This window comes from Pseudomonas acericola (SeqCode) (genome assembly GCF_053456465.1).
On sequence record NZ_JBRFJB010000001.1, the window covers coordinates 141,772 to 165,791 of the forward strand.

Genomic DNA, 24,020 nt, shown 5'->3' on the forward strand with positions numbered 1-24,020 from the left:
GCCCTGACACTGTAGTCAGTTTGTGAAGCTATAGTGAAAATCTCGTTCAACTGAAATATCGGTTGAAAACCTGTATCGATGGGCCTTGCAGGTCTATCCCTGAGCCACACTTGGCCTTAAGCTGCGCGAGCCAACACGGCCGTTACCGCGTACGGAGACACTGCCCATGCGAATTCTATTGGTTGAAGACAACCGCGATATTCTGGCCAACCTGGCCGATTACCTGGGGCTCAAAGGCTATACCGTGGACTGTGCGCAGGACGGTTTGTCGGGCCTGCACTTGGCCGCCACCGAGCATTACGACTTGATCGTGCTCGACATCATGCTGCCCGGCATCGATGGCTACACCCTGTGCAAACGCCTGCGCGAAGATGCACGCCGCGACACGCCGGTGATCATGCTCACCGCCCGCGACCAACTGGATGACCGGCTGCAGGGCTTCAAGTCCGGCGCCGATGACTACTTGCTCAAACCCTTCGCCCTGTCGGAATTGGCCGCACGCATCGAAGCCGTGCTGCGCCGCGCCCAGGGTGGCGGGCGCCGTGCCCTGCAAGTGGCAGACCTGAGCTACGACCTCGATACCCTGGAAGTCACCCGCGAAGGGCGCTTGCTCAAGCTCAACCCGGTCGGCCTGAAATTGTTGGCGGTGCTGATGCAGAAAAGCCCCCACGTCCTGCGCCGCGAAATCCTCGAAGAAGCCCTGTGGGGCGATGATTGCCCCGACAGCGACAGCCTGCGCAGCCACGTCCATCAATTGCGCCAAGTGATCGACAAACCGTTCGCCAAGCCGTTGCTGCAAACGGTGCACGGCGTCGGTTATCGCCTGGCCGAGGGGCGTGATGGAGTTTAAGCAAAGCCTTGCCCAACGGATCATCATCGCCTTTGCCTTGATGAGTGCGTTGGTGGCGGGGGCCTTCGCCATGGGCATCGTCGCCACCGTGCACCTGGTGGAAGAGAAACTGATCTCGGCGGGCCTGGGCGGCGATTTGCAACGCCTGCTGCTGATGGACAGCGTCGAGGACTGGAACCACCGCCCCGAGCCGGACCAGCTGTTTTACTTCAGCGGTGGCCCTGGGGATTTCGAGTTGCCCAAGGACCTGCGTCACCTGGAGCCGGGCTTCCATGAAGTGTTCCGTGAGGCGCTGTCGTACCACGCCATGGTCGAAGTGGTGGATGGCCGGCGCTACGTGCTGTTGCAGGATCAGAGCGATTTCGAAGAGCGTGAGCGCGTGCTGTTCGCCGTGGTGCTGGTGGGCTTTGTGCTCAGCCTGGCACTGGCGGTGTTCCTCGGCTGGGTGCTGGCGCGCAAAGTGATGGCGCCGGTGGTGCGCCTGGCCCGTCAGGTGCGCCACCGCGACCAGTTGCTCGGCCTGGCGCCACCGCTGGCGCCGGACTACGCGGCCGATGAAGTGGGCGAACTGGCTGTGGCGTTCGACGCGACCCTGGGGCGCCTGCGCCAGGCGTTGTCCCGCGAGCAGTTGTTTACCAGTGATGTGAGCCACGAGTTGCGCACGCCGTTGATGGTCCTGGCCAGCTCCTGCGAGTTGCTGCTGGAAAACCCGGCCATCGACCAGCGCGGGCGCAACCAAGTGGAACGCATCGCCCGCGCCTGCGAAGAAATGCGCGAGCTGGTGCAGACCTTCCTCATGCTCGCCCGCGCCCAGCACGACGATGGCAGCATGTCGCCCCGGGTCACGCTGGAGCAGGTGGCGGACGATTTGCTCAACATCTGGCGCGAACCTATCGAGAGCAAAGGCCTGGAGTTGATCTATCAGCCCGGCAACCCGCTGGATACGCGCTACAACGCGACGTTCCTGCACGCGGTCATGGGCAACCTGCTGCGCAACGCCTTGCACTACACCGAGCAGGGCTTTATCCGCCTGACACTGGAGCCGGAAGGTTTCGTGGTAGAGGACTCAGGTGTGGGCATCCCGGAAGACAAGCGCGAAGCCATGTTCGAGCCCTTTGTGCGTGGCAGCGAGAAGCGCGGCGAAGGCCTTGGCCTGGGCCTGTCGCTGGTGCAACGGATCTGTGAGAACCAGGGCTGGAGCGTCAGCCTGAGTACCATGGAACCCAACGGCTGCCGCTTTCACGTTGAACTGAGCCAGGTCAAGTCCTGAGGGCCTGGCTTGCCGTTATGCTGCGGCAAGCTGGCGCTGATTTTCGCCGAAGATGGCTACATGATACTGAATGTGTCCGTAAAGTCTTGAAATGTATGGGATTAGACAGGACAAGTTTTTCACAAAGAGTTGACCGGATGATCACAGTTGGATGCTTAAGGTTGTAGGCATCAGCTACTGGAGATCCGTTGATGACTTCCCCGATCAAGCTCGAATTTTCCGATAAGTACGACGACCAGCACGCCCAGGAATATTTGCTCAAGCATAAGGACAATCTGGCGCGCCGGCTGTCCCACAAACGCGATGAACAATTGGCCCGTGGTGCGTTGGCCATGGCCGGCGAGCCTGGCCTGGTGCTGGACCTGCCGTGCGGCGCGGGGCGATTCTGGCCGCTGCTGGCCGAAAGACCCAACCGTGTGATTATCGGCGCGGACAATTCCGAGTCGATGTTGAAGGTCGCGATGGCCGCTCAACCCGCCGATGTGGTGAAACGGGTACGGCCCTTGCAGACATCTGCCTTCGATATCGATTTGCCGGATAACTCGGTGGACAGCATTTTCTGCATGCGCCTGCTGCACCACATTGGTGACCCGGCGCACCGGGTCGCGATATTGCGGGAGTTTCAGCGTGTTACACGTGACAGCGTGATCCTTTCGCTGTGGGTCGATGGCAATTTCAAGGCTTGGAAACGTAAGCGCCTCGAAGCAAAACGTCAGGGCAAAGGTGAGCAGGACGGTTACCAAAATCGCTTTGTGTTACCAGCTGCTACTGTTGAAGACGAATTCGAGCAGGCCGGTTTCCGCGTTCAGGAATCTCTGGACTTCATGCCGCTCTACGCCATGTGGCGAGTGTATGTATTGAGAAAGAGGTAACAGGATGGCAGTTGAGTGCGTAGTAGGCAGTCATGTAGCGCCCGAAGAGAAATTCGATTTTTTCTGGCGCCAGCAGGGCGAGTGGGTCGAGGAACCCAATCGTCGGCGTGGCGGTGAAAGTGGTGTGCAACGGGTGACCGGCCCCAATGGCCACCTGCTCTACAGCAAGCGCCAGACCGGGCATATCTACCGCAGTTGGTTGCATCCCTTCGGGCGCCCGACCGTGCTGCGCGAGCGTGACGCACTCAAGGGTCTGCGCGCACTTGATGTGCGGGTGCCGGACCTGGTGTTTTGCGGGGCGCGTCGCGACCCTGAGCACCAATGGAAAGCATTGTTGGTGACGGCGGCCCTGGACGGCTTCGATGAAATCGAAAACTGGTACGCCGCCGGTGGCCGCGAACAGTACGGCGAGTTGGTCCACGAACGTGTGCTCAAGGAATTGGCCGGGACATTGGTGCGCATGCACAAGGGCCGCTGGCAGCACGGTTGCCTGTATGCCAAGCACGTCTTTGTGCGCGTCACCGGTACCGGCGATTCGGCCAATGTCGACATTGCCTTGCTGGATTTCGAGAAATGCCGGCAACGCCTGACCGCTTATCGGGCAGCCTCCCATGACATGCAGCAACTACGGCGCCATTCGTCGTGGAGCAGCGCCGACTGGAACAAACTCAGCTACTTTTATGAGACGGCGTTTGGCAGCGCTATCAAGGGTTTAACCAGATGAAGCTAGAAATAGCACGAGGTTTGTTCCTGGTGGGGGCGATGGGCGTTGCAGCGCTGGCCCTGGCCGCATGGGAACAACCTCGCACACAAGTCCTCAGTGCCGTGCAAGGCAGCGCGCAGTGCTTGCTGCCGCGCGTCGCCAAGGCGAGTACGGCGGTCAAGCCTGATCATGAGTTGCTGTTGTTTATGTTTGGCATGTCCCAAGGCATGAGGCCGCAGAGTTGAAACGATTCAAACCCCATAAAAAAGGCCTCGCAATGCGAGGCCTTTTTTATTGATCGTCCCCACGCTCTGCGTGGGAACGCCTCTTGGGACGCTCTGCGTCCCGCCAGGGTGACGCAGAGCGTCACGGGTAGCATTCCCACGCGGAGCGTGGGAACGATCATTGACCGGTGGCGTTCAGACCAGATGCAGATGGTTATCCCACAGCCCTGCCGGTAATTCCAACGGTGTTGCCACCAACGGTGTTTGGCGGCAGTTGTAGAAACGGCAACGGCCTTGTCCGGACGTGACGACAAACCCATCGGCAACCGCGCCCACGCCGGCACAGTCTGGCAGCGGCCCGTCCAGGCGCAGCTCTAGGCTGTCCATGTCCCAGATAAAGAAGCGATTACCCCGCGGCGCGGTCAACGCCACCAGGCGCAATTCGCTGTGTACGGCGACGCTGGCGGTGTAGTGACCCATGGCCTGCAACTGCTCATCGGCCACCGGGAACGCCACGAACGGTTGCCCAGGCCGCTTGATTGCGAGCAACTCGGAACGCTCCTGGGACGGCCCCATGAACTGCTGCCCGGTGAGGATGGTGCCATCGCTGGCGATCCCCATGTGGCGCACGCTGTTCATCTGCTGGCCGAGGGTTTCCTTGCTGATCAACGTGCCGTCGCGGTGCATCAGCACCAGGCTGGGTTCCATGGCGTTGAGGTTCATCTCGACGCGGCTTTCGGCTTCGGTGCGAATACCGCCGTTGGCCACCACCAGGGTTTCACCGTCGGGCATCCATGACACCTGGTGCGGGCCAATGCCATGGGTGGAAATCTCGCCGCTGTGCACCAGTCGCTCGCCTTCAAACTTGTACACACCGAGCAAACCACGGCCGGGGTCGGACGTGTCGTTCTCGGTGGCGTACAGCCAGTCGCCGCTCTTGTGAATGACCGCGTGGCCATAGAAGTGGCGATTGGCATGGGAGCTGATGGTTTGCAGCAGCGTGCCATCCCGCAGGTCGATCAGGTAACTCTCGGTCCCCGGGCGACGGGCGACAAACAGCGCAATCGGCAGCGTCGGGTGGTTGATGATGTCGTGGCAGCGCTGGCCGACCTGGGTGGCAAACACCTGCTTGCCGTCCAGGCGAAACCCGACGGCGTAGTGCTTGCCGTCGCCATCATCCCGCGCCGATAGTAGCAGCGGGCCCTTGTCCTTCTGCTTGAACAGCGTCCAGCCACCCAATGTAAGGGCGCTGAGCAGCACGCTGCCAACGGCCAAAGCCTGTCGCCTGAGCATCATCAGTCACCGTCGTTGGCGTTAAAGCCCAGTTGGATGCCCAGCGCCTTGGCCAGCTCGCCTTCGTGCAGGCGGTGGACGACGTTGAGGCTGTCATAGAGGTCGTTGAGCTGTTGGCGCCCGGCATCGTCGCCCAACAGTTCGTTGAGGGTGCGCTGGTTGCTGGCGAACAGCTTCAGCGAGGCGGCGTAGGCGGCGTCGATCTTGTCGGCCAACGCCTTTTGATCTGCTGGCAGCAGGCCACGCAGGCCTTTGTTGTCGACGCCGACCCACACGGTCTGGGCGGCGGCGAGGCTCGCTTCGAGGCTTTGCAGGGACGACTGGCTGCGCCAGGCATCGGCCTGGAACGGCTGCGGGATACCCTTGGTCTGGCGGCCCATCGGCGTGCCAAGTTTCTTCTTCAGGGTATCCAGTGCGGTCACTTGGACGCGCAGCAGATCGGCGATGGCTTCGTGGGAATCGGCGTAGCGCTGGTTCGGAAACTTGCTCATCTGCGCGAGCATGCCATCAGTGCTGTTCCAGCTCGCCAGGATCTCTTCGGCCAAGGCCTTCTGGCGGTCACCGATGGCGACCAGCAGCGGGCAGTAGCGGGCTTTTTGCGCTTCGTCGGCGATGTCGGTCTTGGCGTCGTAGAGGATGTATTCGTAAGCCGACAGGCCCTGCACCACGACGCTGGATTTGGCCAGTGCGGCGCCATCAATCTGCGGCTGAGCGGTGACCAGCTGTTCAACCTGGCGGCCGACGAGGTTTTTCTTGTCCGGCCAGAACTGCACTTGCCACGAACGGTTGCCCTCGGCCAGTGGGCCGATCAGCAGCGGTTGCAACTCGGCCCAGGCTTTTTGCGCGTGGAGGAAGTCGGCGCGGGCGGTGTCCAGGCTTTCCTTGCCCTGGCAGTAGGCCAGGGCGCTGACGGCCAGTTGGCGGTCAGCTTCGACCCAACGGCTGTAGGTCGGCAGGATCACTTGCTTGGCGATGGCCGCCGAGGTCACGGCTTGCGGGTCTTGCGGCGAGCAGGCGCCCAGGGCGAGGGCGGCGAGGCTGGTGAACAACAACTTGGGACGGAACATGTAAAGCTCCCTTCGGTAATTGGGGCGAAGCTTATAAAGAATTCAGGAACGCCAGCAACGCAGCGCGCTGTTCGGCATTAAAGGACAACACATGCTGCTGCGCCGCTTGTGCCTCACCGCCGTGCCACAGCACGGCTTCCAGCAGGTTGCGGGCGCGGCCGTCATGCAAAAACTGGGTGTGGCCACTCACGGTCTGGGTCAGGCCGATGCCCCACAACGGCGCGGTGCGCCAGTCGCGGCCACCGGCCTTGAATTCGCTGCGGTTGTCGGCCAGGCCTTCGCCCATGTCGTGCAACAGCAGGTCGCTGTAGGGGCGGATCACCTGGCTGGCCAGTTCAGGTTCGGCGGCATTGGCCGCCGTGGTGAACGCGGGCTTGTGGCAACCCTGGCAACCGGCTTGGTAGAACAGGTTCTTGCCGGCCAGCACCTCGGGCGTGTTGACGCCACGCCGGGCCGGCACGGCGAGGTTGCGGGTGTAGAAGAGCACCAGGCGCAGGATGTTGTCGCTGACTTCCGGCTCGCCATCGGGGCCATTGCCATTGGGCGCCTGTTTGCAGGCGACTTGGGCATCGGTGCAGTCATCAAAAGGTCTCAGGGACGTGGTGAGGCCCATATCACCAGAAAACGCGTGAACATTTTGTTGATTGAGGTTCGGTTGCCCGGCTTTCCAGCCAAAACGTCCGAGGACGGTCGTGTGCTGGGCGTCATCCCAGACCCAATTCGCGCGGCCGACGATGGCTTCCTTGTCGGCGGTCTTGGGGTCGGTGTTGCGTAGGATATCGGCGTCGCTGATGGCTTCGAGCAGGCCCAGGCCGATCATCGGCGGGGCAATACGCGCGGAAAAAAGCGTATCGGGATGCATCGGGCCGTAGCCGAGCTGGGTGATCTGCAGGTCTGGCTTGCGCAACTCGACCACGGTGCCGTCCTTGAACGTCACGTGGACCGGCGTGTAGTCGACCCGCACCTTGCCTTCTGGCGGCACGCCGGGCACCGCCATGTCCTGCAATTGGCCGCCGTAGACCGGCTCGGGTACCACGCCAATCTGCTCGATGGCCTTGGCGTAGGCCGGGGCGTCCGGGATGGACAGGCGCACCAGCATCGACACCGCATTCGCCGCGTCGGGCACCGGCGGATGGCCGCGACCGTCCTTGATATGGCAGTTCTGGCAGGCATTGGTGTTGAACAGCGGGCCCAGGCCATCACGCGCGGTGGTGGTGGACGGCGCAATCACCCAGGGGCTGCGAAAGAAGCTGTTACCGACGCTGAAATCCAGGCGGCGCGTGGGCGACAGGTTGGCCGACGGCAGGGAAAACGCGTTCTGGTCGCGCTTGTTCACGGTCGTCGCGCCGCCCGCCCGCGATTCACCCGGCTCGGCCTTGGTAAACCGGGGCGCGTCATCGCAGGCAGTCAGGCTCAAGGCCAGCAGTGCAGCGGACAGGCGAAAAAGCCAACGGGACATCGAGTTTCCTGAACGAAGGGCAAAAATAAGGTGGCAAAGTCTAACAGGGCAGGGCGTAAGGAATAAGAGCAATTATCGTTTGGTGGCCGGCGCTGCATTCCCGCTAGAATGGCCGCACATTTTTTTCTGGAGGTGGCCAATGCAGGCTCTCGACGCTTTGCTCAACCGTGTTTCCGTACCGCGCCTGCTGGAACCGGCACCGACCCAGGAACAGCGCGACGTGCTGTTCGCCGCCGCCCTGCGCGCGCCAGACCACGGCCAGCTGCGTCCATGGCGCTTCCTCACGGTGGAAGGCGCCGCCCGTGAGCAGATGGGCACACTGTTGGCCGAGGCCGCCCGTCTGCAAGACGCCGACGCCCCGCAAGCGGTGATCGACAAGGCCCAGAACGGCCCGTTGCGTGCGCCGTTGGTGGTAGTGGTGATTGCGCGTTTGCAGGAGCACTTCAAGGTGCCGAAGTCCGAGCAGTTGCTGGCGGCCGGTTGCGCGGCCCATGGCATCTTGCTGGCGGCTTATGCCCAGGGGATTGGTGCGGTGTGGCGTACGGGTGAGTTGTCGTATTCGGCTCACGTCGCCAAAGGCTTGGGGCTGACGGAAGGTGAGGAAGTGATTGGCTTCCTGTACCTGGGTACACCGCAGAACCCGCCGCGTACGGCGGCGAAGGAAGATGTGGCGGCGTTTGTGCAGGCGTGGCCCGGTCTTTAAGGCAGCGCAGATCTGCTTTATGTGGGAGCTGGCTTGCCTGCGATAGCGGTGGATCAGTCAATGTTGTGTTGCTGATGTACCGCTATCGCAGGCAAGCCAGCTCCCACAGGGGAGGCTCCATTGTTCTCAGGGTTGGGGTTTACACCCTGAACTGATCCATCAATTTCATCTGCTGGTTGGCCAAGGCATTCAGCTGGCTGCTGATGGCCGCCGATTCGGTGGCCTGGCCGGTCAGCGTCTCGGTCACGGTGCGGATCGCCGAGACGTTGCGGTTGACCTCTTCGGCCACGGCGCTCTGTTGTTCGGCGGCGCTGGCGATTTGCAGGTTCATGTCGCTGATCACCGTCACGGCATCGCTGATCTTGCCCAGGGCTTGTACCGCCTGATGGATCTGCCCGGCATTGTTCTGGGCCTGGGTCTGGCTCGAATGCATGGTCGCCACCACGCCACGGGTGCCGCTCTGGATGCGTTCGATCACCACGCGGATTTCCTCCACCGAATCCTGGGTGCGCTTGGCCAGGTTGCGCACTTCGTCGGCCACTACCGCAAAACCCCGGCCGCTTTCGCCGGCGCGGGCCGCTTCGATGGCGGCGTTGAGCGCCAGCAGGTTGGTCTGTTCGGCAATGCTGCGGATCACTTCCAGCACGGAGCCAATTTGCTCGCTGTTGACCGCCAGGGCCTCGACTTCGCCCACGGCCTTGCTGACTTCTTCGGCGAGGGTGGTGATGTCGCGGGTGCTTTGCTCAATGATCGACATGCCCTCACGCGCCGACTGATCGGCGCCCCGTGCCGCGCTGGCGGCGTTGGACGCGCTGTTGGCGACGTCATGGGCGGTGGCGCTCATTTCGTTGGAGGCGGTGGCCACCTGGTCGATTTCGCGGAACTGCACCTGCATGCCTTCGCTGGTCTGGCGAGCGATGGCCGAGGACTGGTCGGCGGTGCCGCGCGCTTCGGTGATGCTTTGCTTGATCTGCGCGATGGTCGGTTGCAGCTTGTCGAGGAAGGCGTTGAAGCCGTTGGCCAATTCGCCCAGTTCGTCTTTTTTGCTGTAGGCCAGGCGTTGGGTGAGGTCGCCGTCGCCGCTGGCAATGCCCTTGAGCATGGCGGCCACGTTGTTGATCGGGCGGGTCACGCCAGTGGCGGTCAGCCAGATCAGCAGCAAGCCCAGCAGGCCGGCAGCGGCACCGACCAGCAGGGCCTTGAGGGTGCCGGCGTCTTGGGCTTTGTCGAGCAGGGTTTGCAGTTTTAACGTGTCAGCCAGCATCACGTGTTTGGGCAGTTTGATCAGCACGCCCCAGGATTTGGCGTCGGCGATCGGCTTGACCGGGTACACGGCACGGATGGTGTCGTCTTGTTCACGAATCGTATGCGTACCGTTGGCCAGCAGTTGCACGATCTCCTTGCCTTCGGCACCGAGGGTGTCGATCAGGTTTTTGCCGACGCGCCCCGGCTCACCGCTGTAGGCCGCGATCAGGCCAGTGCTGGCGAGGATTTCCAGGTGCGCGGCGCCGTCGAACAATTCTTTTTGCGCAGCGTCCGTGGTGGCTTGCAGGGTGTCGAGGGCGATGTCGATACCGACCACGCCGATGACTTTGCCATCGACGATCAGCGGCAGGGAGATGGTGGTCATCAGCATCGACTTGCCCGCCACTTCATCGGCGTACGGGTCCAGCAGGCAAACGCTGCGGGTGTCCCGTGGGCAGGTGTACCAGATGTTGTAGGGCGTGCCGCTGAGGTTGAGGCTGGTCTTGGTCAGGTCGTCCTCGACCATGATGGTGTTCAAGCCTGCGCCGCCGGCGCGGCTCCAGTAGGTGGAGAAGCGCCCTTTCTCGTTGGAGACGCGAGCCTTGTCGTCGATGAACTCGCTGTCCTTGCCATCCAGCCCGTTGGGTTCGAACGACAGCCAGATGCCCAGGGCCTTGCGGTTGCGCTCAAAGGCGGTCTTGACGCTCTGGTTGAGGGCTTCACGCAGGGCGCCTGGCTCCAGCGAACGTTGGCTGGCGAGGGCGCGCAGGTCTTTGACCTGGTCGGCGAGGGCGGTCACCACCAACAGGTTTTCGCCAAAGGTTTTCTGCAGTTGCACGGCTTGTTCGGCGGCCTTGGCCTGCAACAGGTCCTGCACGCTGTCGGTGAGCATTCGCGAGCTTGAGTCGCTGACCAGGCGGTTGTTCTGATCGGCCTCGTACAGGTTGACGCCGACGACCAGGGCAATCACGCCCAACAGGCAAAGGCCGGACAACAGGACGATTTTCAAGCGGATGGAGAGGGTGTCGAACATAGGTTCACTCGCGAATGGACGTGTTGAAAGGCACGCAGGGCGGGCCAAGTCCATTCGGCGCTATGTCCGGGGCATCGGCGTATCAGGATGTTTCATTAGCGGCAGGCGATGAGCGGTAGGAAAAAGACTACAGGCAGCGTTACGCGGGGGCTGCAAGCCGCTCCGGACGTGACCAGATCCACAGGTTGCCCAGGCTCATTCCGGCAATCGCCAGGTAGATCGGCCAGCCGTGGTCGAGCATCACCAGCATCAGCCCGGCGCAGAGCAGCATGCTCACGGTGGCGCTGACCTTGGCCCGGCGGGCGATGATCTTGCCGTTGCGCCAGTTGAACAGGATCGGCCCGAACAAACGGTGGTTTTCCAGCCAGGCGCTGAGGCGCGGTGAGCTTTTGGTGGCGGCCCAGGCGGCGAGCAGGATGAATTCGGTGGTGGGCAAACCCGGTATGACAATTGCCACCAAGCCAATGCCCAGGCTGACGTAGGCCAGCAGGCCGAAGAGGACTCGGGCGATTTTCGAGGTGGATTGGGTTTTGCCGGTCATGGGGGTATCACAGGAATTCAATATGAAATGAGACCTGAATGTGGGAGGGAGCTTGCTGTGGCGAGGGAGCTTGCTCCCGCTGGAGCGCGCAGCGCTCCCAAAATCTTGGGGGCGCTCCGCACCCCAGCGGGAGCAAGCTCCCTCGCCACACAAACCTGCATTACATTTCAGTTGAGCAATCAGGCCAGTTCAGGGGCGCTAGCGTACGCCTGTTCCAGCAGCACGGTGAAGCGCACAAACGCATCCACTGCACCTTTTTCCACGGCGGCTTCTTCTTCAGCGCTGAATTCCAGGCCATCGAGGGTGCGCGTGAAGCTCTTCCAACCTTCAGCACGACCACCGGCCGGCTCGCCCAGGTGACGGGCACCGAAGGTTTCGCTCAGGCCCAGGCCTACGGCGCGTTTGATCAAGAACGCAGCGCCAAGCTTGGAACCTTCGGACACGAACAGCCAGCCCAGGGCTTCGGCCTTGCTCGGGTCTTTCACTGCGCCGGCGACAGGGGCCGGCACGTCGGTGTCGAGGTCGGCCAGGTCCAGCTTGGCGGCGTCGGCGCGGCAGCGTGCGGCCAGGTCCGGGACGATTTTGATCAGTTCGGCATCGTTGTACAGGGCCACCAGTTCCGACTGGAACAGGTATTGCGCCACCACGAAGCGGGCAAAGTTGGCTTGGGTTTCGAACGGCGCGTGGGCTTTGACGAGGGCGTCGAGCTTGGTGTGCGGTTCGTTGGTGATCTGGTTCAGGCGCTGGGAGCGCAGGCTTGGGCGTTCTGCGGTAGTGGTAGCGGTCATGAAAAAAGTCCTTGAGAAGGGGGAGCGCCTTGTTGCTCTTAAAGAGAGCTGTTATCAAATAGACGAACAAGAAGACGCGGCACAGTAAAAAAACCTCACCCCGCCGCGGAAATATCGGCGGGGAGAGGCAGGCGCTATCAGATATCCCAGATCAGGTTGATCGCAAAGTTGCGGCCGGGCTGGGTCAGGCGGTCGATATTGGCGGGCGCGGTCACACCGGCTTCGCCAATGCTGTCGAAACTGCGCACGTCGTCCCAGTTCCAGTATTTCTTGTCGGTCACGTTGTACAGGCCACCGTTGATGGTCACGTCGTTGGTCACCTTGTAGAAACCGGTCAGGTCAACGATGCCAAAGCCTGGGGTCTTGAACGGGGCCTTGCTGGTGTCGCCGTCGGGGGAGAAGAAGGTGTTTTTGTCGACACGATCCTGCTTCTTGACCAGGGTCCAGCTGACCAGCGCGCCGTAGTTTTGCTGGTCGTAACCCAGGCCAAACACGCCCTTGAGCGGGTTGACGCTGTTGATCGGCTCGCCCGTGTCTTCGTTGCGGCCGTAGGCATAGGCCACCGAGCCCTGGGTGTACAGGCCTTGCGGTGCGCCGAAGCTGTCGAGGTTCAGGCGACCCTTGGCTTCCACGCCCTTGATGGTGGCGCGCTTGATGTTGCTGGCCTTGAACGCGGTGCCGGTGGGGGACAGCAGCGCCGCGTCTTCGTTGATGAAGTCGTGGTACTTGTTATAGAACACCGCCACGTCGAAGTTGCCTTCCTCGAAGTTGCCGCGCAGGCCGGTTTCAAAGCTCTTGCTGCTTTCTGGCTTGAGGTCCGAGTTGGGTTCGACCACGTAGCCTTGCTGGATGTTTTCGAAGCGACCGTACAGGGCTTTCGCCGATGGCGTGCGGAAGCCTTCGGCGTATTGGCCGAACCAGGTGTAGTTGTCGGTCAGGGCGTAGGTCAGCCCGAATTTCGGTGAAACGCGGTGCCAGGTTTTGTCGCTGTCGTCGTGGGCGTAGATGCGATTCGGGTCGGTGGCGTTGAGGAAGTCCTCGGTCAGCTTCGGTTTGAGCTGGGTGTAGTCATAACGCACGCTGGGCAGGAAGGTCCATTTGCCCCAGTTGATCTGGTCCTGGGCGAACAGCGCGTAGGTGTTGATGGTCGGGTCCGGGAAGTCGCTGGCCGGGACGACCTTGTCCGACGGGAACGTGCTCGGGCCGCCGACGGTTGCGCAGTAGGTGCTGACGGTCAGGCAGGTGGCGCTGCCGGTACGCGAACCGGTGACTTTCGCCTGCTTGATTGTGGTGCCGTAGGTCAGCACGTGGTCGGTGTCGCCAATGGCAAACGCTTTGTCCAGTTGGGCGTCAAGCACCCATTGTTTTTCCTCGTAGAGCGTCTGCCGTTGGCGCAGCAAATTACGCGCGCCTGACACGTAGTGTTCGTCCGTGGTCTGGTCGGTCTTGGCGATCTGGTAGTTGAGGCTGGTCTTGATGCGGTCGGCGAAGAGCGAGTCGACGGCAACGCTGTTTTCCAGGCCAAAGCGTTCGCGGCTGATGGTGTCGTTGCCCGTGCGGGCGCGGTACAGGTTGCTGTTGAAACCGGTGTTGTACGGGCCGCCCACGGCGCTTTTCTGATTGGTGTCGCGGTCGTCCTTGTACTTCTCGTAGGTGAAGCCGAGGCGGTTGTCATCGCCGTAGTTCCAGCCCAGCTTGGCCAAAACATTGGTGGTACGCGCGTCTTCCGGGTTGGCGGCGGTGCGGTTCAAGCCGGTGACGTTGTTGCCGTCGTAGGATTCGGTCTCGTGGCCGTTGCGCTGGCTCAGGTGCAGCAAGCCGTCGAAGTCTTGCACGCGGCCGGCGACGGTGCCGGAGGTCAGCCAGCTTTCGTCGGCGGAGCTGTAGCCGGTCTTCAGGCGGGCGCCGACGTCCTGGCCGGGCTTGATGATGTCGTCGGGGTCGAGGGTGAAGTAGCTCACCGCGCCGCCGATGGCGCTGCTGCCGTACAGGGCCGAGGCCGGGCCGCGCAGGATCTCGACGCGCTTGACGATCTCCGGGTCGACATAGTTGCGGCGGGTTTGCGCGTACGGGCCGTTGGAGAAGTGATCGGGCACTTCGACGCCATCGACCTGGGTGAGGATGCGGTCGCCGTCGATGCCACGGATGTTGAAACCGGCATTGCCCGAACGGGTACCGGCGCCGCCCACGGAGACGCCGGGCTCGTAGCGCACCAGGTCGCGGCTGTTGCCGACGTTGAGGCGGTCCAGCTCCTGGCGGTCATGCACGCTGACGGTGCTCGGTACGCTGGTCACATCCTGCTCGTGGCGGGTGGCGCTGATGGTCACTTGTTGCAGGTTGAGGGTGCCGCCGGCCGCACGCTTTTCCAGGACGATGTTGTTGTTGCCCAGTTTGCGGTAGCTCAGGTTGGTCCCCACCAACAACTGGTCCAGGGCTTTTTCCGGTGACAGCGGGCCACGTACGCCAGGGGACGACACACCCTGGCCCAGCTCTGCCGGTAGGCCGACTTGCCAGCCGGTGACGCTGGTGAAGGCGTTCAGTGCGGCCACCAACGGCTGTTGCTCGATGCTGAAGTTGTAGTTGCCGTGACTGCGCGGGGCAGGTTCGGCTGCGGTGGCGGCCATCACGGGCGCGCCAGCCAGCAGGATGGCGGCGGTCAGCACGGACAGCACGGGCAAGGAAGACCGGCGGTTGAAACGAGAGGACATCGAGAGCGCTCCGGAGTACGAATCTTATAGTCGCGAACTGAAACAAATAGGAATCAGTTGCATTGGCTAAGACGAGACGTACCGTCAGAGGTTATCGAGTAAAAATAATTCTCATTTAGTTCAGGATCACCAGCGCCGGGTATTCCGACAGTTTGGCCGAGGTGATGTGGGCCAGTGAGCGCACCACGTCCAGGGGCTGGTCGAGGCGGTAGTTGCCGGTGACGGCGACGCTGGCCAGTTGCTCGTTGTTGTTGACGATCCAGCCGGGGTAGTAGCGGCGCAGCTCGGCGAGCACTTCGCTCATCGGGCAGTTTTCAAAGATCAGCCGGCCCTGGACCCAGGCCAGGTCCTTGTTGGCGTCCAGCTTGGCGGGCGGGCCGAAGCCCTTGGGGCCGATGCGGATACTTTGCCCGGCGCTCAAGCGCACGCGCGCGTCGTCGAAGGTGTTGCTCAGGTCGACGTCGCCGCGTTGCACCTGCACCTGCGCCTCGCCATTGAGGTAGCGCACGGCGAAGGCGGTATCGCGCACGCTGGCGCGCACCGGGCCGGCGTCGATCTCCAGGGGCAGGCCGTGGCTGGGCGCCACTTCAAAAAAGGCTTCGCCCTGGTACAGGCGGGCGATGCGCTGCTGGTCCTTGATGCGGCTGGAAAATGCCGAGTTGGTGTTCAGCAACACCTTGGAGCCGTCGTCCAATTGCAGGCGCTGGCGTTCGCCGACCACGGTGAGATGGTCGGCTTGCAGGCGCACCGGCAGGTTGCTGAAGCTGAACAGGCCGATCAGCAGCACGGCGGCGGTGGCCAAGGGTTTCCAGTGTGGTTTGATCCGGCGCCAGGCGCTCGGCTTGCGCGGCGCGGCGAGGGCCACGGCGGCGCTGTGTACCGGCGCGCCACCCCAGGCGGCCTGGGCTTTGGCGAATGCTTGGCCATGGGCCGGGTCGCTGGCCAGCCAGGCTTCGAATTCAGACTGTTGCCCGGGTTGCGGGCATTGCAAGGCGATCAGCCAATCGAGGGCCTGGTCCATAGCCGTGTCTTGCAACACCTCATGAGCCAGCTCATGGGGGTGCTGTTTATTCGGGTCCGTCACGGTGTTCCTCGGGTCTTCGCCACGTTTTATTGATCTTTCCTACCGCTGAATCGGATGCAGCTTAAGGCCGATCCAACCTTTCGGCCACACCTACGCAGATAGCCATGATCAACTTCAGTTCCTTTTGCACGGTGCTCAAGGACACTTCCAGCTGATCGGCAATCTCCTGATAGCTGCAACCGTGCAGACGGCTGAGGATGAAAATCTGCTGCTGGCGGGCGCTCAACTGGCCCAGGCTGACGCTCAGGTGCTCAAGCAATTGCTCGGCCTGGGTGGCATCTTCGGGCGTGCTGATGGGGGCGGCGACGCTTTGCAGGATGTCCAACGGGACATCTTCCTGCAACGTGCGGGCCTGGATCCTGCGGGAACGCAGGTGGTCCAGCGCCAGATTGCGCGCCGTTTGGTAGACGAACGGTTCGAGGTGATCGATAGGCCGCTCACTGAGGGCCCGGGTGACGCGCAGGTAGGTTTCCTGCAACAGGTCCTCGGCGGTGCTGTGGTTATTCACCATGCGCTGCAAGGTGCGCAGCAGAATCACCCGTTGGGTGAGAAAGACTTGGTTGAAGCGAGATTGGCTCACAGTGATACCAGACCGATTTGCAGTTAATGATAATGCTTATCATCAACGCAAATGGCAAGCAGCACTTTGCAGGACTGAGCAGATCCCTGTGGGAGCCGGGCTTGCCCGCGATGCAAGCACCTTGGCCTTTCAGTCAGACCGAGGTGATGCTATCGCAGGCAAGCCAGCTCCCACAAAAGCCAGCTCCCACACAAACCGGCGGCGGCAGGGGATTACTCGGCGTTGCACAGCGCCAGGCAGTTATCCAGCATGCGGTTGGAGAAGCCCCACTCGTTGTCATACCAGGCGAGCACTTTCAGCAATTTGCCACTGACCTTGGTGTGATTGGCATCGAAAATCGACGACAGCGGGTTGTGGTTGAAGTCACTCGAGACCAGCGGCAGGGTGTTGTAGCCGAGGATTTTCGAGTGCTGGCTGGCTTCTTTCAGCAGCGCGTTGACCTGTTCGGCCGTGGCTTCTTTCTTCAACTGCACGGTGAGGTCCACCAGCGACACGTTGATCACCGGCACGCGCACGGCCATGCCGGTCAGCTTGCCCGCCAGTTCCGGCAGCACCAGGCCCACGGCTTCGGCGGCGCCGGTCTTGCTTGGGATCATGTTCTGGGTGGCCGAGCGCGCACGGTATGGGTCGGTGTGGTAGACGTCGGTGAGGTTCTGGTCGTTGGTGTAGGCGTGGATGGTGGTCATCAGGCCGCTTTCGATACCCAGCTCGCGGTGCAGCACCTGGGCCACCGGTGCCAGGCAGTTGGTGGTGCACGAGGCGTTGGAGATGATCTGGTGGGATTGGCGCAGAATGTCATGGTTCACGCCATAGACCACGGTGGCGTCCGCGCCCTTGGCCGGTGCAGAAATGATCACCTTGCGCGCACCAGCGGTAATATGGGCGGCCGCCTTGTCACGGTCAGTGAACAGGCCGGTGCATTCGAACACCACGTCGATCTTGTGGGCAGCCCACGGCAGGTCGGCGGGGTTGCGAATGGCACTGACGGCAATCCGGTCACCATTGACGGTCAGGCTTTCCTGATCGTGGGCGACCTCTGCTTCGAAAGTGCCATGTACGGTGTCGTATTTGAGCAGGTGGGCGTTGATCGAACTGTCGCCCAGATCGTTGATGGCGACGATCTGCAAATCCTGGCGGTAGCCTTGGGTATACAGTGCGCGCAGGACATTACGGCCAATACGGCCAAAACCATTGATTGCGATACGAAGAGTCATTGGAGAGTGCCTGTCGTCGATTTGTTGTAAGAATTACAAGATTATTCGCATAAAAATAGAAAACAAGCCTTTTTAGTGGCAATATTTTGTTCAATCTACAACGAGTGACCTGAATCAACTGGTCCGATGATTTAAACGACACCCTGCCATCCCATGCGTAGCGGGCGTTTGATCAGCATAGACACTCAGGTCGCCACATCCGTTAGCCTGGAGTTCTACACATGCATCCCCGCGTTCTTGAGGTCACCGAACGGCTTATCGCCCGTAGCCGCGCCACCCGCGAGGCTTACCTTGCGCTCATTCGCGGCGCAGCCAGCGACGGTCCGATGCGCGGCAAGCTGCAATGCGCCAACTTCGCCCATGGCGTGGCCGGCTGCGGTACTGAAGATAAAAATAGTCTGCGCATGATGAATGCCGCCAACGTGGCAATTGTTTCGTCATATAACGACATGCTCTCGGCGCACCAGCCGTACGAACATTTCCCCGAACAAATCAAGAAAGCCCTGCGCGAAGTCGGCTCGGTCGGCCAGTTCGCCGGCGGCACGCCCGCCATGTGCGACGGCGTGACCCAAGGCGAGCCCGGCATGGAGTTGAGCCTGCTCAGCCGCGAAGTGATTGCGATGTCCACGGCGGTAGCGCTGTCCCACAACATGTTCGACGCCGCGCTGATGCTGGGCATCTGCGACAAAATCGTCCCCGGCCTGATGATGGGCGCGCTGCGCTACGGCCATCTGCCGATGATCTTTGTGCCAGGCGGCCCAATGCCATCCGGCATCTCCAACAAACAGAAAGCCGACGTGCGCCAGCGCTACGCCGAAGGCAAGGCGACCCGCGAAGAGCTGTTGGAATCGGAGATGAAGTCCTACCACAGCCCCGGCACCTGCACCTTCTACGGCACCGCCAACACCAACCAGCTGCTGATGGAAGTGATGGGCCTGCACTTGCCCGGCGCGTCGTTCGTCAACCCGTACACGCCGCTGCGTGACGCGCTGACCCGCGAAGCCGCGCACCAGGTCACGCGCCTGACCAAGGCCAGCGGCAACTTCACGCCGATCGGCGAGATCGTTGATGAGAAATCCATCGTCAACTCCATCATTGCCCTCAACGCCACGGGCGGCTCCACCAACCACACGCTGCACATGCCGGCCATCGCCATGTCAGCGGGCATCATCCTCACCTGGGATGACATGGCCGACCTCTCCGAGGTGGTGCCGACCCTGTCCCACGTCTATCCAAACGGCAAGGCCGACATCAACCACTTCCAGGCGGCGGGCGGCATGTCGTTCCTGATCCGCGAACTGCTCGAAGCCGGCCTGTTGCACGAAGACGTCAACACCGTCGCGGGCAAGGGCTTGAGCCGCTACACCCAGGAACCGTTCCTGGTGGACGGCGAACTGATCTGGCGCGACGGCCCTATCGAAAGCCTCGACGAAACCATCCTGCGTCCGGTCGCCCGTGCGTTCTCACCGGAAGGCGGTTTGCGGGTGATGGAAGGCAACCTCGGCCGTGGTGTGATGAAGGTGTCGGCCGTGGCCCTTGAGCATCAAATCGTCGAAGCGCCGGCGGTGGTGTTCCAGGATCAGCAGGATTTGGCCGATGCCTTCAAGGCCGGCCAGCTGGAAAAAGACTTCGTCGCCGTGATGCGCTTCCAGGGCCCGCGCTCCAATGGCATGCCCGAACTGCACAAGATGACCCCGTTCCTGGGCGTGTTGCAGGACCGTGGTTTCAAAGTCGCGTTGGTCACAGACGGGCGCATGTCCGGCGCCTCGGGTAAGATCCCCGCCGCGATCCACGTCAACCCCGAAGCCCAGAGCGGCGGGCCGCTGGCGCGGGTGCGTGATGGCGATATCATTCGCGTCGATGGCGTGAAGGGCACCTTGGAGCTTAAGGTGGACGCCGAAGAATTTGCAGCGCGCGCGCCTGCCACGGGCCTGTTGGGCAATAACGTGGGGGCCGGTCGCGAGCTGTTTGCATTTATGCGCTTGGCCGCAAGCTCCGCAGAGCAGGGCGCCAGCGCCTTTACCTCTGCCCTGGAGACGCTTAAGTGAAGCTTGCGCTGGTCGGTGATATCGGTGGAACCAACGCGCGGTTTGCGTTGTGGCGGGACCAGGAGCTGCATTCGATCCGCGTACACGCTACGGCGGATCACGCCAGCCCTGAGGACGCGATCAAGGTTTACCTCAAGGAAGAAGGCCTGCGCATCGGCGATATCGGCGCGGTGTGCCTGTCGGTGGCGGGGCCGGTGAGTGGCGATGAATTCAAGTTCACCAACAATCACTGGCGCCTGAGCAAGACCGCGTTTTGCGCGGCGTTGCAGGTGGATGAACTGCTGTTGGTCAATGATTTTTCGGCCATGGCGCTGGGCATGACCCGCCTCAAGCCCGACGAATTCCGTGTGGTCTGTGAAGGCACACCGGAACCGTTGCGCCCGGCCGTGGTGATCGGCCCGGGCACCGGCCTGGGCGTCGGCACCCTGCTGGACTTGGGTGGCGGTCGCTTTGCGGCGCTGCCGGGGGAGGGCGGCCATGTCGACTTGCCCCTGAGCAGCCCACGTGAAACCCAGCTGTGGCAGCACATCTACACGGAAATCGGTCACGTCAGCGCCGAAACCGCCTTGAGCGGCGGCGGCTTGCCGCGTCTGTACCGGGCGATCTGCGCGGTGGACGGGCACACGCCGGTGCTGGACACGCCCGAAGCCATCACGGCCGCAGGCCTGGCCGGCGACCCGGTGGCGATGGAAGTGTTGGACCAGTTCAGCATCTGGCTCGGCCGCGTAGCCGGCAACAACGTGCTGACCACTGGCGGTCGCGGCGGTGTGTATATCGTGGGCGGGGTGATACCGAGGTTTGCCGACTTCTTTATCAACAGTGGTTTCGCCAAGAGTTTTTGTGACAAAGGCTGCATGAGTGACTATTTCAAAGGGATTCCGGTGTGGTTGGTGACGGCGCCGTATTCCGGGTTGACTGGGGCGGGTGTGGCACTGGAGCAGGCTTTTGCATAGGCAGTGATGGCCCTATCGCAGGCAAGCCAGCTCCCACAGTTGATCAGGTTCACACGGTCAAAATGTGGGAGCTGGCTTGCCTGCGATGAGGGCCTCAAGAGCAACAAATGACTCAAGCTTGGCCATAACAACAAGGAGGCCCCCGTGAGCGTAATCAGTAAATCCATTCTCCTCGTCGACGACGACCAGGAAATCCGCGAATTGCTGCAAACCTACCTCAGTCGTGCCGGCTTCCAGGTGCGTGGCGTGCCGGACGGCGCGGGGTTCCGCCAGGCGATGAACGAGGCGCCGTGCGACCTGGTCATCCTCGACGTGATGTTGCCCGACGAAGACGGCTTCAGCCTTTGTCGCTGGATCCGCCAACACCCGCGCCAGGCGCAGGTGCCGATCATCATGCTCACCGCCAGCTCCGATGAAACCGACCGCGTGATCGGCCTGGAACTGGGCGCCGACGATTACATCGGCAAACCCTTCAGCCCCCGCGAACTGCAAGCGCGGATCAAGGCGCTGTTGCGCCGTGCCCAGTTCGGCCAGGAGCAACGCGGCAGCAGCGACGTGCTGGTGTTTGATGAATGGCGCCTGGATATGATCAGCCACCGCCTGTTCCACCTCGATGGCGAAGAAGTGATCCTCTCCGGCGCCGACTTCGCCCTGCTCAAGTTGTTTCTCGACCACCCGCAACAAATCCTCGACCGCGACACCATCGGCAACGCCACCCGTGGCCGCGACCTGATGCCGCTGGACCGGATCGTCGACATGGCCGTCAGCCGCCTGCGCCAACGCCTGCGCGATACCGAAAAACCGCCGCGGCTGATCCGCACCGTGCGTGGCAGCGGTTATCAACTGGCAGCCAGCGTGGTTGCCGGCAATGCCCACTGATCATGTGACTGAGCGCCGCCGGCGCTTTCCGGTGCCGCGCTCGCTGCTGGGGCGCATGTTGCTGCTGACCTTGCTGGTGGTGCTGTTTGCCCAGGCGCTGTCGAGCGTGATCTGGGTCTCGCAATTGCGCGCCACCCAGCTCGAAGGCTTGGTCACCAGCGCGCGCAGCCTGGCGCATTCGATGACTGCCAGCGTGAGTTATTTCCGCTCGTTGCCAGTGGCTTATCGTCCGTTGGTCCTCGACCAATTGCGCAGCATGGGCGGCACGCGGTTTGTGGTGACCCTCAACGACCGCCCGCTAGACATGCAAGTGTTGCCGGAAACTCCGCGCAAGCAAGCGGTGCTGGTGGCGGTGGACGAAGTGCTGCGCCAGACCCTCGGCGCCGACGTGCATATCTCGGTGGAATTTGTCAGTGCCGAAGACCTGCGCATCTTCAATGCCGGTCTCAAGCTTGATGAATTGCCGCGCTCCTGGGCGCATTACGCACTGACCCTGGAACCGGTCAATCCGCCGGTGCTGGTCACACAGATCCAACTCGCCCCCGGCGAATGGTTGTACATCGCCTCGCTATTGCCCGAGCCCTACACCAGCCTGGAAGAACAGGGCCTGCCGTCCCAGCAAGTGTGGTTTATCGTGCTCACCAGCGGCTTTTTGCTGCTGTTCATCGGCCTGCTGGTGCACTGGCAAAGCCGCCCACTCAAGCGCCTGGCCCGGGCCGCGCGGGACATGTCCCTGGGCGCCGACGTCGAACCGGTGGCCGAAGGCGGCGGCAGCGAAGTGGAGGAAGTCGGCCGCGCCTTCAACGCCATGCGTGAACGCATCAGCCGTTACCTGACCGAACGCAGCCAATTGTTCAGCGCGATTTCCCACGACCTGCGTACCCCGATCACCCGCCTGCGCCTGCGCGTGGAATTGCTCGAAGACGACAACCTGCAAGCCAAGTTCGGCCGCGATCTGGATGAATTGGAGTTGCTGGTCAAGGGCGCGCTGCAATGCGTGAAAGACACCGACATCCACGAAAACATCGAACCGGTGGACCTCAACCACGTCCTCGATTGCCTGGTGGAACCGTACCTGGCGCCCAACGGCAACGGCCGCGTGACCCAGCACGGCCGCGCGCTGACCACCTACCCGGGCAAACCGCTGGCGCTCAAGCGCTGCATCGGCAACCTGATCGACAACGCCTTGAAGTACGGGCAGAACGCCCACTTGCACATTGAGGACGATGGCGCGGAGTTCATCTTGCACGTGGATGATGAAGGCCCAGGCGTGCCGGAGCAGCGCTTGGAGCAGGTGTTTGAACCGCACTTCCGCCTGGCCGGGCAGCAGCAGGGGTATGGGTTGGGGTTGGGGATTGCGCGTAATATTGCCCACAGTCATGGGGGCGAGGTGAGTTTGCAGAATTTGCGTGAGGGTGGGCTGCGAGTCACCCTGCAATTACCCCGCGGCCTGGACTGAATGCATGCAGGACCAATGTGGGAGCTGGCAGTTTCCACAGTTCGATCTGTATTTGGGTCAGATGCTTTGGCGCAGTCTGGCCAAATCCCTGAGGGGCGGCGCACCAAACAACCGGCTGTATTCCCGGCTGAACTGCGACGGGCTTTCATACCCCACCCGATACCCCGCCGCCGACGCTTCCAGCCCTTCGGCAATCATCAGCCGCCGCGCTTCCTGCAAGCGCAACTGCTTCTGATACTGCAATGGGCTCATGGCCGTAATCGCCTTGAACCTGTGGTGCAAGGTCGAGACGCTGAGGTTCACTTCCTTGGCCAGGTCATCAATGCGCAGCGGTTGTTCGTAGTTGCCGTTCAACCAGGTGATCGCCTGGCTGACCCGATGACTCTGACTGTTGGCCACGGCAATTTCATACAGCCGATAGCCCTGTGGCCCACGCAACAAGCGGTAGAGGATCTCCCGGTTGATCAACGGCGCGAGCATGGCGATGTCTTTGGGCGTATCCAGCAGGCGCGACAGGCGCAGCACCGCGTCCAGCAGTTGGTGGTCGATGCGATCCACATACATGCCACGGGATGTGGGCCGCGACGGCACACCCATCGGCCCGGCTTCGGCGATCAGCGCGGTGAGTTGCGCCGGGTCGATATTGATGCGCACCGACAGGTTCGGGTCTTCAGGCGTGGCATCAATGATGCGCCCGGCCACCGGCATGGCGACCGAAAACACCAGGTAGTTGAGCGGGTCGTAGGCAAAGATCTCGTCGGCCAGGCGCACTTCCTTGCTGCCACTGGCGAGGATGCACAGGGCGGGCTCCACCAGCACCGGCATGAAATCGCGCGGTGTGTTGTGACGGTTCAGGTACAGCGAGGTGATCGCGGTGCCGTAGGAACCGTCCTCCCAGGTGTGCCGATGCACGATGCTGGCCAGTTCGGCGCGCTGTTTTTCCATCTCGGCATCGAGGGGAGCGGGCTGATGTTCAGGCGACGACATGGGTGGGCCTCTACACGCTTTTTTGATGGGCTCAGCTTAGCGGCGGGTTGCACAAAAGTG

Annotated in this window: 21 protein-coding genes; 10 read left to right on the forward strand and 11 right to left on the reverse strand. The window is 62.1% G+C overall.

From position 1 onward, the window contains the following. Window positions 1-166 precede the first annotated feature (166 nt). The 5 genes from colR (at window position 167) to ACU688_RS00650 (ending at window position 3,940) form a co-directional block, all read left to right on the forward strand. Window positions 167-850 carry a two-component system response regulator ColR gene (colR, locus tag ACU688_RS00630; RefSeq protein WP_026136965.1) on the forward strand — a complete coding sequence of 228 codons (684 nt, stop codon included), beginning with the start codon at window positions 167-169 and terminating at the stop codon, window positions 848-850. Continuing rightward, window positions 840-2,120 carry a sensor histidine kinase gene (locus ACU688_RS00635; RefSeq protein ID WP_448183299.1) on the forward strand — a complete coding sequence of 427 codons (1,281 nt, stop codon included), beginning with the start codon at window positions 840-842 and terminating at the stop codon, window positions 2,118-2,120. Before colR ends, ACU688_RS00635 begins: the two co-directional genes overlap by 11 nt. A 191-nt stretch (window positions 2,121-2,311) precedes the next feature. After that, window positions 2,312-2,992, forward strand: a complete 681-nt coding sequence (locus tag ACU688_RS00640) for a class I SAM-dependent methyltransferase (protein WP_448183300.1) — start codon at window positions 2,312-2,314, stop codon at window positions 2,990-2,992. Between the two features lie 4 nt (window positions 2,993-2,996). Next, window positions 2,997-3,716 (forward strand): lipopolysaccharide kinase InaA family protein, encoded by a 720-nt coding sequence (locus tag ACU688_RS00645; RefSeq protein WP_207040597.1) that lies wholly within the window; start codon window positions 2,997-2,999, stop codon window positions 3,714-3,716. Continuing rightward, complete coding sequence (locus ACU688_RS00650) at window positions 3,713-3,940, forward strand: hypothetical protein (protein ID WP_017738089.1); 228 nt, start codon at window positions 3,713-3,715, stop codon at window positions 3,938-3,940. Before ACU688_RS00645 ends, ACU688_RS00650 begins: the two co-directional genes overlap by 4 nt. A gap of 174 nt (window positions 3,941-4,114) precedes the next feature. Here the strand turns inward: ACU688_RS00650 and ACU688_RS00655 are convergent, their stop codons facing one another. From ACU688_RS00655 to ACU688_RS00665, 3 genes are read right to left on the reverse strand one after another with little or no spacing between them, the layout of a single operon-like run. Next, window positions 4,115-5,212 carry a DUF1513 domain-containing protein gene (locus ACU688_RS00655; protein WP_448184011.1) on the reverse strand — a complete coding sequence of 366 codons (1,098 nt, stop codon included), beginning with the start codon at window positions 5,210-5,212 and terminating at the stop codon, window positions 4,115-4,117. Window positions 5,213-5,214: 2 nt separating this feature from the next. Continuing rightward, window positions 5,215-6,279 (reverse strand): imelysin family protein, encoded by a 1,065-nt coding sequence (locus tag ACU688_RS00660; RefSeq protein ID WP_448183301.1) that lies wholly within the window; start codon window positions 6,277-6,279, stop codon window positions 5,215-5,217. A 31-nt stretch (window positions 6,280-6,310) separates the two neighbouring features. Further along, window positions 6,311-7,738, reverse strand: coding sequence for a di-heme oxidoreductase family protein (locus ACU688_RS00665; RefSeq protein ID WP_448183302.1), 1,428 nt, complete (start codon window positions 7,736-7,738; stop codon window positions 6,311-6,313). A gap of 139 nt (window positions 7,739-7,877) precedes the next feature. On the opposite strand from ACU688_RS00665, the gene ACU688_RS00670 reads away from it, so the two are divergent. Further along, window positions 7,878-8,441, forward strand: a complete 564-nt coding sequence (locus ACU688_RS00670; protein ID WP_448183303.1) for an NAD(P)H nitroreductase — start codon at window positions 7,878-7,880, stop codon at window positions 8,439-8,441. 139 nt (window positions 8,442-8,580) lie between these two features. Here ACU688_RS00670 and ACU688_RS00675 read toward each other — a convergent pair whose 3' ends face one another. The 7 genes from ACU688_RS00675 to gap all read right to left on the reverse strand — a co-directional run bounded on the left by ACU688_RS00675 (window position 8,581) and on the right by gap (window position 17,634). Next, window positions 8,581-10,719 (reverse strand): methyl-accepting chemotaxis protein, encoded by a 2,139-nt coding sequence (locus ACU688_RS00675; protein WP_448183304.1) that lies wholly within the window; start codon window positions 10,717-10,719, stop codon window positions 8,581-8,583. Window positions 10,720-10,858: 139 nt separating this feature from the next. After that, on the reverse strand, window positions 10,859-11,260 hold the full coding sequence (locus tag ACU688_RS00680; RefSeq protein WP_305431199.1) for a YbaN family protein: 402 nt from the start codon (window positions 11,258-11,260) through the stop codon (window positions 10,859-10,861). A 179-nt stretch (window positions 11,261-11,439) separates the two neighbouring features. Further along, complete coding sequence (locus ACU688_RS00685; RefSeq protein WP_448183305.1) at window positions 11,440-12,048, reverse strand: biliverdin-producing heme oxygenase; 609 nt, start codon at window positions 12,046-12,048, stop codon at window positions 11,440-11,442. Between the two features lie 137 nt (window positions 12,049-12,185). Beyond that, window positions 12,186-14,756 carry a TonB-dependent receptor gene (locus ACU688_RS00690; RefSeq protein ID WP_448183306.1) on the reverse strand — a complete coding sequence of 857 codons (2,571 nt, stop codon included), beginning with the start codon at window positions 14,754-14,756 and terminating at the stop codon, window positions 12,186-12,188. Window positions 14,757-14,871: 115 nt separating this feature from the next. After that, window positions 14,872-15,840, reverse strand: a complete 969-nt coding sequence (locus ACU688_RS00695) for a FecR family protein (protein WP_448183307.1) — start codon at window positions 15,838-15,840, stop codon at window positions 14,872-14,874. 61 nt (window positions 15,841-15,901) lie between these two features. Further along, complete coding sequence (locus tag ACU688_RS00700; RefSeq protein ID WP_101272772.1) at window positions 15,902-16,420, reverse strand: RNA polymerase sigma factor; 519 nt, start codon at window positions 16,418-16,420, stop codon at window positions 15,902-15,904. 212 nt (window positions 16,421-16,632) lie between these two features. Then, complete coding sequence (gap, locus tag ACU688_RS00705; RefSeq protein WP_049711713.1) at window positions 16,633-17,634, reverse strand: type I glyceraldehyde-3-phosphate dehydrogenase; 1,002 nt, start codon at window positions 17,632-17,634, stop codon at window positions 16,633-16,635. Window positions 17,635-17,855: 221 nt separating this feature from the next. Here gap and edd point away from each other — a divergent pair, with 221 nt between their 5' ends. The 4 genes from edd to ACU688_RS00725 all read left to right on the forward strand — a co-directional run bounded on the left by edd (window position 17,856) and on the right by ACU688_RS00725 (window position 22,973). Then, entirely contained in the window at window positions 17,856-19,682 is a 1,827-nt protein-coding gene (gene edd / locus ACU688_RS00710; protein WP_017738076.1) for a phosphogluconate dehydratase, read from the forward strand. Next, window positions 19,679-20,635 (forward strand): glucokinase, encoded by a 957-nt coding sequence (locus tag ACU688_RS00715; RefSeq protein ID WP_448183308.1) that lies wholly within the window; start codon window positions 19,679-19,681, stop codon window positions 20,633-20,635. The genes edd and ACU688_RS00715 overlap by 4 nt, the downstream gene beginning before the upstream one ends. A 144-nt stretch (window positions 20,636-20,779) precedes the next feature. Beyond that, window positions 20,780-21,514: a response regulator gene (locus tag ACU688_RS00720; RefSeq protein WP_017738074.1), complete on the forward strand. Its 735-nt coding sequence runs from the start codon at window positions 20,780-20,782 to the stop codon at window positions 21,512-21,514. After that, window positions 21,504-22,973 carry an ATP-binding protein gene (locus ACU688_RS00725; RefSeq protein ID WP_448183309.1) on the forward strand — a complete coding sequence of 490 codons (1,470 nt, stop codon included), beginning with the start codon at window positions 21,504-21,506 and terminating at the stop codon, window positions 22,971-22,973. Before ACU688_RS00720 ends, ACU688_RS00725 begins: the two co-directional genes overlap by 11 nt. A gap of 57 nt (window positions 22,974-23,030) precedes the next feature. Here ACU688_RS00725 and ACU688_RS00730 read toward each other — a convergent pair whose 3' ends face one another. Then, a complete protein-coding gene (locus ACU688_RS00730; protein ID WP_448183310.1) occupies window positions 23,031-23,960 on the reverse strand; it encodes an AraC family transcriptional regulator in 930 nt (309 codons plus the stop codon). Window positions 23,961-24,020: the final 60 nt, after the last annotated feature.